Source organism: Clostridium thailandense (genome assembly GCF_019207025.1).
In the GTDB taxonomy this organism is placed as follows: Bacteria; Bacillota; Clostridia; order Clostridiales; family Clostridiaceae; genus Clostridium_AM; species Clostridium_AM thailandense.
On sequence record NZ_JAEEGC010000069.1, the window covers coordinates 23,938 to 30,632 of the forward strand.

General features: G+C 32.5%; 5 protein-coding genes. 1 reads left to right on the plus strand and 4 read right to left on the minus strand.

The genetic code is table 11. From position 1 onward, the window contains the following. Positions 1 to 65: 65 nt before the first annotated feature. The gene (locus tag I6U48_RS14925) at positions 66 to 1,799 is read right to left on the minus strand and encodes a phospho-sugar mutase (RefSeq protein ID WP_218321267.1); all 1,734 of its coding nucleotides are present in this window, start codon (positions 1,797 to 1,799) and stop codon (positions 66 to 68) included. Positions 1,800 to 1,961: 162 nt separating this feature from the next. After that, on the minus strand, positions 1,962 to 2,534 hold the full coding sequence (locus I6U48_RS14930; RefSeq protein WP_218321268.1) for a 50S ribosomal protein L25: 573 nt from the start codon (positions 2,532 to 2,534) through the stop codon (positions 1,962 to 1,964). Positions 2,535 to 2,767: 233 nt separating this feature from the next. Here I6U48_RS14930 and I6U48_RS14935 point away from each other — a divergent pair, with 233 nt between their 5' ends. Further along, complete coding sequence (locus I6U48_RS14935) at positions 2,768 to 4,237, plus strand: aminotransferase class I/II-fold pyridoxal phosphate-dependent enzyme (RefSeq protein WP_218321269.1); 1,470 nt, start codon at positions 2,768 to 2,770, stop codon at positions 4,235 to 4,237. 27 nt (positions 4,238 to 4,264) lie between these two features. On the opposite strand, the gene I6U48_RS14940 is transcribed toward I6U48_RS14935, so the two are convergent. Both I6U48_RS14940 and iorA read right to left on the minus strand, forming a co-directional pair. After that, entirely contained in the window at positions 4,265 to 4,840 is a 576-nt protein-coding gene (locus I6U48_RS14940; RefSeq protein WP_218321270.1) for an indolepyruvate oxidoreductase subunit beta, read from the minus strand. Position 4,841: 1 nt separating this feature from the next. Then, a complete protein-coding gene (iorA, locus tag I6U48_RS14945; RefSeq protein WP_218321271.1) occupies positions 4,842 to 6,602 on the minus strand; it encodes an indolepyruvate ferredoxin oxidoreductase subunit alpha in 1,761 nt (586 codons plus the stop codon). Positions 6,603 to 6,695 lie beyond the last annotated feature (93 nt).

The window sequence follows — 6,695 nt, forward strand, 5'->3', positions numbered from 1 at the left end:
ATAAGAGGTATTTCCTCATAAGCGAACTCCACCTGAGTCTTAGAATCACTTGACAGAACATTATACTAACAATTGCAAGCCCTATCTATAATTTCGCAAACTGCTTTTTCAAATTGTTCCATTTTTTCTTCAGAATCCTTTAAGCTATTTCCTGTAACTGATAAGTATACCTTCATTTTAGGTTCTGTTCCTGAAGGCCTTACAACAAACCATGAATTATCCTCTAACATAAATTTAAGAACATTAGACTTAGGCAATTCTATTCTATTCTCTGCTATACTTAATAAATCTTTTTCTATACTTATTTTATAATCCATTTTCTTTACTATTCTGTTAGCTCCAAGACTCTGACTCATAGAATGTCTTAAATACTCAAGTGCGTTCCCAATTTTCTCCTGACCTTCTTTTCCTTGTAATTCAATAGAAATTAACTTTTCTTTGTAAAAACCAAATTTTTCGTAAAGATTCATAAGAGCATCATATAAACTTATACCCTTCTTTTTATAATAAAGGGTCATTTCACATATAAGTTCTGCTGCAATAATTGCATCTTTATCCCTTACAAAATCCCCTGCAAGATATCCGTAACTTTCTTCAAATCCAAAAATATACTTTTTGTCGCCTTTTTCTTCAAAGTTCTTAATCTTTTCCCCTATATACTTAAATCCAGTTAGCACATCTATAAGCTCAACATTATACTCTTTAGCTATAGAAGCAGCTAATTCTGTAGTAACAATCGTTTTAATAACTACACTATTTTGCGGAAGTTTGTTTAACTCTTTTAGAGATGATAAAATATAATGGGTTAAAAGAGCTCCTGTTTGGTTTCCTGTAAGTACTTTATACTCTCCATTGTTATCTTTAATAACAATTCCTATTCTATCGCAATCTGGATCAGTTCCAAATATTATATCTGGTTGAATTTCCTTTGCCATATTTAGAGCTATGTTGAAAACTTTTGGATCCTCTGGATTTGGATATGCTGCTGTAGTAAAGCTTCCATCTGGCTGTTCTTGCTCTTTTACGATACTAACATTTTTATATCCAAGTTCCTTTAGCACTCTTCTTACAGGTATATTTCCACTTCCATGAATTGGAGTATATATTATCTTTAACTCTTCTGCATATTTATCAACAAGTTCTTTTCTTATAGTCAAACCTTTTACTTTCTCTAAATAACTTTTATCAATATCCTCACCAATTATATTTAGTAGTTTTTTTTCCTTTGCCTCATCATAACTCATAGTTTTTATTTTTGAAAAATCATCAACTTTTTGTACGAATGAAATAATTTCTTTTGCTGCTTTATCCGTAACCTGTCCACCGTCTTCTCCATATGCTTTATAACCGTTATATTGTTTGGGATTATGTGATGCAGTTATTACAATACCAGCTTTGCTTTTTAAATATCTTACAGTATATGAAAGCATCGGTGTTGGTCTCAATGATTCAAATAGATTTACTTTTATACCATTAGCACAAAGATTAGTTGCAGCTGCCTCTGCAAATTCTTTAGACATAATTCTTGAGTCATATGCTATACTTACAGATATATCTTCTTTATACTTATTCAACAGATAATCTGCTAGACCTTGAGTGGCTTTTCCAACAGTATATATGTTCATTCTATTGCTTCCCATGCCTATGATTCCTCTTAAACCACCTGTTCCAAACTCAAGATCTTTATAAAATCTGTCCTCTATCTCTATTTCATCCTTTATATCCCTTAATTCCTTTTTAGCTGATTCGTCTATAAGCTCTGAATTCAACCATAGATCATACTTATCTCTATACACCACTTATTACCTCCCAGTCTATGTAATTATTTGACATTTATTATTATACTATAAAGTTTAGAATAAAAACACCATTAAAACTACAATTAATTAAATATATTTTTATTTTGCCTATTAATGCAAAAACAGATATACACTTTTAATAATGTATATCTGTTATCTATTCTAATCTTCATCTGGAATATCAGAAGGTTTACTATTTAATGTTATTGTTGCTATTATTGAATTCAAATCTTCTATAAAGGTTATATCTTCTGATACTTCTAAATCCATTACCCTACAAGTTTCTCCTATTTCTAATTTAGATAAATCTACATTTATGCATCTAGGAATTTTCTCCGTCTTGCACTCAACCTTAACATTGCTTTTTTCTTTTTGCACAGCTCCGCCTTTTTTCATTACCATATCTTCACCAGTAAATGCAATTGGTAGTTCTGTTTGTACAGTTGAATTTTTAGCTAACTCTTCAAGATCAATATGAACTATCTTATGGTGTACTGGATCTCTTTGCAACTCTTTAACTATTGTTCTATGATTATCTCCATCTAAGTCTATATTTAATACCGCATGTTCACCACTTCTACTAATTTCCTTATTAAGCTCTAATTCACTAATTTCAAACATCATATTATTTATATTTTTTCCATATAATATACCTGGTATCAAACCACTTCTTCTTCCTTTTTTAGCTTCATTTGAAGTTCTTTTTTGCCTTTTATGTAATTTTAAATTTTCCATATTAAATTCCTCCTAAAATATAACAAATATCACGTTAGTTATTATTTACATACTTTGTCTAGTTTATTCACTATTTCCAGTAACTAAAATATTATTTTATAAAATTTACTCATATTGTTGCATTTGCAGTACATTTAACATATAATTATATTGGTTTAAAGGAAAATGCAGGCCAACCCTTGAAATATCTAAGTTTAAAGGGTATATTTTGTGAAAGAAGGTGCTTTATCAAGGTGTATAAGTTAGATCAAAACGAAACTCCCTTATTTGACGCATTAATGGAGTATGTAAATAGAGAAACTATCCCTTTCCATGTTCCTGGACATAAAAAAGGAATTGGTATGGATGAGGAATTTAAGAATTTTATAGGAGAAAATCCTTTTAAAATTGATGTTACAGTATTTAAACTAGTGGATAGCCTTCACCATCCTACAGGACCAATAAAGAAAGCCCAACAGCTAGCAGCTGATGCCTATGGCTCTGATGCCGCATTTTTTTCAATACACGGTACATCTGGAGCAATACAGGCTATGGTTATGTCTGTGGTTAGAGCTGGGGAGAAGATAATAATACCTAGAAATGTTCACAAATCTATAACTGCTGGCATAATCCTGAGTGGTGCTATCCCAGTTTATATGCAACCTGCACTTGACAAAAAAGTTGGAATAGCTCATGGAGTTACTCCTGAAACTGTAGAAAGAACTTTAAAGGAAAACCCAGATGCAAAAGCAGTTTTAATCATAAATCCAACTTATTACGGGGTAGCAACAGATATAAAAAGGATAGCGGATATAGTTCACAGTTATGATATTCCATTAATTGTTGATGAGGCTCATGGACCACACCTTGGTTTTAACGATAAATTGCCAGTATCAGCAATGCATGCTGGTGCTGATATTTGTTCTCAAAGTACACATAAAATAATTGGGGCTTTGACTCAATGCTCACTGCTTCAAGTTCGTTCCGAGCGTATAGATATTCATAGAGTTCAACAAGTTTTATCTTTACTTCAAACTACTTCTCCTTCATATATATTAATGGCCTCCTTAGACTGTTCAAGGAGACAAATTGCCCTTCAGGGTGAGGAGCTTCTTGATAAAACTATTGAATTATGTGATTACGCTAGAACAGAAATAAATAAAATACCTGGTTTTTACTGCTTTGGTAAAGAAATTTTAGGTGATGAAGGAGTATACGCTCTTGATCCAACAAAAATAACCATAACTTGTAGAGATCTTGGAATAACAGGTTATGATTTAGATATGATATTATGCAATAAGTACCATATACAAGTTGAACTTTCTGATTTATATAATGTATTAGCTGTAGGTTCTTTCGGTGATACTAAGAGCAGCATAGATGCACTATTAAAAGCTTTAAGAGAAATAAGTGATGAATACTATGGTAAGGGAAATAAAAAGTCAGATTTTATTGATATTCCTTCAATCCCAAGCCAGATTAAAATACCTAGAGATGCTTTCAATGATGTAAAGACTCCTGTACTATTAAAAAATAGTATCGGCATGATAAGTGGAGAATTTCTGATGGCTTATCCACCAGGAATCCCTATACTTTGTCCAGGAGAAGAGATTACTCAAGAAATAGTTGATTATGTTCAAAAACTTAAGGATACTGGCTTGTATGTTCAAGGTACAGAAGATCCTGAAGTTGAATTTATAAAAGTTGTTAGGGCATCTGAATAAGAAAAGGTGGGGAACTCCCACCTTTTCTTATTCCTCTAATCCTTTTATTAAAGCTTTTTTATTTAATTCTAACGCTTTAGGTGGAACTACTGATACTAAAACATCATTCCAATTTATATTCTCTAACTTAAGAGCTTTAATTAGCGCTCCAAGTAAAACTACATTTTGAGCTTTAATATTGCCAAGCTCTTCTGCAATTTTAGCTGCATTTATTATTATTGTATTTTCGACTGTTTTAGTTAATGTCTCATTAACCTTTTCTGGATATTTTTCTTCGCCTATTAAAACAGGTACTGGGTGAATTTCATAGTCATTGACAACTAAACATCCGTCTTTTTTCAAATAAGGAAGCCATCTTGCTGCTTCGCTTTTTTCAAAAGACACTATTGCATCAACTGTTCCTTTTTCGATAAGTGGTGAGTACACCTTTTTTCCAAATCTAACTTGAGTGCTAACGCTTCCCCCTCTTTGAGCCATACCATGAACCTCTGACATTTTCACATCATAGCTGTGCTTTAGCAAACCTTCAGTTAAAATTTTTGAAGCAAGTATAGTGCCTTGTCCTCCTACACCTACAAATAATATGCTTTTAACATCACTCATATTATTCACCCACCTTTTCTATTGCATCAAATTTACATACTTGTTTGCACAATTCGCAGCCATTGCACATATTTTTGTCTATACTTACAATGTCATCTTTAAACTGCAATGCTGGGCATCCTGTTTTTAAACAAGCTTTACACTTTTTACAGTTATCAACTTGTATACTACAGTGCATGTTTGCTCTTTTCTTTATAACGTCTTTTATCAATGCACAAGGTTGTTTTGTTATTATTACAAAAGGTTCTTTACTATCGTGTGCTGCTTTTACAGCTTCTTCTGTCTCTTTTAAATTATATGGATCTACAATTCTTAAGTTATCTTTCTTAATACCAATAGAAAGTACAAGCTTCTCAATATCAATAACTGGTGCAGCCTTCCCTTGCAGAGTTTTTCCTGTACCTGGGTTTTGCTGATGACCAGTCATAGCTGTAATGCTGTTATCTAGTATGCATGTAACAATAGGAATGTTATTATATACTGAGTTGATAAGTCCTGTAATTCCTGAATGGAAGAAAGTTGAGTCTCCTATGAAAGCGAAAACCTTGTTATTTCTTCCTGCTAGTTCATTTGCTTTTTCTAACCCATTACCTCCAGAAACAGATGCTCCCATACATATACAGGTATCTGTAACACTAAGAGGTGCAACTAATCCCAGTGTATAGCATCCTATATCTCCTGATGCTATGACATCCTTATATTTAGATACAGCATAGAATATTCCTCTATGCGGACATCCTGGGCATAATACTGGCGGCCTTGACGGTGCTTTAATATCAGTTGTATAACTTTGTTCTTGACTTTCACCTAATATAGCTTTCCTTACAATATCAGGATTTAATTCTTCACAAATAGGAATAATTTCTTTGCCAATACATTGTATTCCCATGACTTTAATTGCATTTTCCATATACGGTTCATTTTCTTCTACTATATATAGCTTTTCAACCTTGGAAGCAAAATCTTTAATTAATTTATCAGGAAGTGGATAACTCATTCCTATTTTTAATATAGATACCTTATCACCAAATACTTCTTTTACATATTGGTATGAAATACCATTAGTGATAATACCCATTTTAGTTTCTGACATCTCAATTTTATTTAAGCTGCAGTTATTTGAGTACTCCTGTAATCGTTTAAGTCTTTCTTCTACTTCATAGTGCTTTTTCTTTGAATGTGCAGGTATCATTACATATTTTTGAATATCTTTTTCGTATGGTTTTATTCCTACTTCTTCTCTTTCACCTAATTCCACTATGCTCTTAGAATGCGATACCCTTGTTGTACTTCTAAAAAGAACTACTGTATCAAATTGCTCACTTATTTTAAAAGCTTCCTTCATAAAATCTTTACACTCTTGAGAATCTGATGGTTCAACCATAGCAATTTTTGCATGCGGTGCATACAATCTGTTATCTTGTTCATTTTGTGATGAGTGCATTCCAGGATCGTCGGCGCTGATTACTACTAGTCCCCCATTAACACCTTCATACGCCATTGTAAAAAGTGGATCAGCTGCTACATTTAATCCAACATGTTTCATAGTAGTCATGCTTCTTGCTCCACCTATAGCTGCACCTGATGCAACCTCCATACCTACCTTTTCATTTGGAGCCCATTCAGCATATACTCCATCATAAGTTGCAAAATTTTCTAGTATTTCAGTGCTTGGAGTTCCTGGATAAGCTGAAGCAACAGTACAACCTGCCTCATAAGCTCCTCTTGCTATAGCCTCATTACCGGTCATTATAACTTTCATAATCTATAATCCCCCATATAATCTTAATTTAAATATATAACTTTAATATTTTAAAAATACATATATATATAACCAAAACAGAAAGTTGATTTA